At 72.0% G+C, this 2,221-nt stretch carries 3 protein-coding genes; all 3 read right to left on the bottom strand.

The features are described from left to right. Positions 1-491: copper chaperone PCu(A)C (locus VIP82_RS04310; protein ID WP_331906050.1), on the bottom strand; the 491-nt coding region annotated here is incomplete at its 3' end. Positions 492-510: 19 nt separating this feature from the next. Then, entirely contained in the window at positions 511-1,269 is a 759-nt protein-coding gene (locus VIP82_RS04305; RefSeq protein WP_331906049.1) for a copper resistance CopC family protein, read from the bottom strand. A gap of 101 nt (positions 1,270-1,370) precedes the next feature. Next, positions 1,371-2,000, bottom strand: a complete 630-nt coding sequence (locus tag VIP82_RS04300; protein WP_331906048.1) for a hypothetical protein — start codon at positions 1,998-2,000, stop codon at positions 1,371-1,373. Positions 2,001-2,221 lie beyond the last annotated feature (221 nt).

Raw genomic sequence — 2,221 nt, 5'->3', positions numbered from 1 at the left:
TTCGCGCCCTGGTAGTCCTTGACGGGGGCGACCACGTCGAGCGTGGAACCGTCGGAGAACGAGAGCGTCACGGTGACCTCGTCACCGGCGCGCAGCGGGCCGGTCAGGCCCATGAGCATGACGTGGTTCGCGCCGGGTTCGAGCATGAGGTGACCGCCGGCGGCGATCTCGAAGCCGCCCTCCTTCTCGCGCATCGTCATCGCGCCATCGGACTCGACGGTTTCGTGCAGCTCGGCCATGTCGGCGGCGTCGGTCTCGGCGCCCGAGAGCGTGATCGAGGTCGCGCCGCCGTTGTCGACCATGCCGAAGAGCGCGGTCATGCCGTCGTCGCCAGCTTTCACCCAGGCATCGGTAACGGTGACGGATGTCGCAGCCTCGGCGTGCACCGACGCGGCGGGGGTCTCGGCGGGCTGTCCGCCGGCACAGCCGGCGAGGGCGAGCACGGCCGCGAGTGCGGCGCCGAGGGCAGGGGTCATCGCAGTGGAACGCATGTGTTCTGCTCCCCCGGGCTCAGGCGGCGTCGCCGGACGTGCCGGTGCCGGTACCGGTGCCGGTGCCGGACGCGCCGCCACCGTTCCCTGAGCCGTCGCCCGAACCGTCGCTCGAACCCGCGCCGGGGCCCGCGCTCTTGCGCTTCGCGTTCAGGATGACCGCGGCGAGAAGCGCGAGGATCCCGAGCCCGCCGACGACGAAGCCGGCGACGGCCCATCCGTCGGGTCCGCTCTGCGCGGCGTCGTCGCCCTCGGCGTGATCGCCTTCGGCGTGGTCGCCCTCGGCGGGCTCCTCTTCGGTCGCCGAGTCGTCATGGGCGGCCTCCTCGGTCCAGACGCCGGTCGCGTCGGCGCCGACTCCGAAGTCGATGGTGCCCTCGATCGGGTGCCCGTCGCTCGAGACGGCGCGCCAGCGCACCTGGTAGTCGCCCTCGAGGTCGGCCGGAAGGGTCGCTGTCACGTGTGCGCCCGCGACCACGGGGTCGCCCACTTCGACGTCGCCGCCGTGGTGGTCGACGACGACGATCGCCGTGCCGACCTCGATGATGTCGTTCGAGAAGTCGAGCGCGACCTCGGTGGGTGCGGTGTCGAAGACCTGGCCGGGCTCGGGGCTCGATGCCAGCAGCTCGTCGTGTGCGAAGGCGGGCGAAGCGCCCGCGACGGTGATGCCGGCGGCGACGGTGAGCGCTGCGGCGGCGAGCACCAGGGTGCGCAGGCGCGTCGCGCGCTCACGCACGTCGAGCGCCGTCGCGGTGGTCGCGGTGGTCGGGTTCTTCATTGCGATGGGAGTCTCTCTCCTCGGTCCGGGCCTGGCCGGCTCACGCGATGAGGCGTGGCCGCGAGGCATCCGGAATTCTCTGGGTCCGCCGTTCGGCGGGATTACACGGAGGCGAGGCCGAACGGCGGCCCACGGGAGCCCAGCGCGGTGAAGCGAAGACGCGACCGGAGCCGCGGGGCGTTCGTCGAGGCGACCCGACGAACGACGGGGGGAAGCAGCGCGAGCTGCGGCACTGGCGCGGTGAGGCGCAGGGCGAACCGGCGTGCGACCGTGGTGACGGCCCGCCATGCCGCCTGCTCGAATGCGAGCAGGAACACGATCGTTGCGACCGCGGCGATCGCGTGGCCGATGAGCATGGCGGTGTCGGCATGGAGGTGGCCGGCCGGCGCGGCACCGCCGGCGGCAGTTGCAGCGACACCGCTGTCGGCGAAGGCCACCGTCTGATGGTGACCGCCGCCGCTGACGACGAACGACCCGGTCGATGCGCCCGCTCCGACGCCGAACAGCAGGTGGAACGCCCCCTGGCTCACGATCACCGCGAGGCTCGTGCGCAGTGGAGTCGAGCGACGGCCGACGAACGCGGTGGATGCCGCGAGCGCGACGATGCCCGCGAGCAGGAGCCCGAGACCGCCAGGGGCCTCGCCCGCGGCGACGCCGTGCGAGAACGCCGCGAGGAACAGCGCGACGACCGCCGTGGCCGAGCCACGCGCGAGCTGCGCCGCACGGTTCACACTTGCCCCCGGAAGTCGACTGATCGAAGAATCGCCACAACTCTACTCGGCGACGCTGAGCGGCAGACTTGACACCGGTCGCGGCGGGTGTAGTCTCGACCGCCGTGACGAATGAGGCGGATACACCGCCGGCTGAGCTGAAGTCGCCGAAGCACTGGATCATCGGCGACCCGCTGCCAACAGAGAAACTCGAGGGCCAGCTCCTCCCGAAGCGCTTCGCG

Source organism: Microbacterium sp., assembly GCF_036566905.1.
Taxonomy (GTDB): Bacteria; Actinomycetota; Actinomycetes; order Actinomycetales; family Microbacteriaceae; genus Microbacterium.
This window is presented reverse-complemented; position numbering and strand designations above follow the sequence as displayed.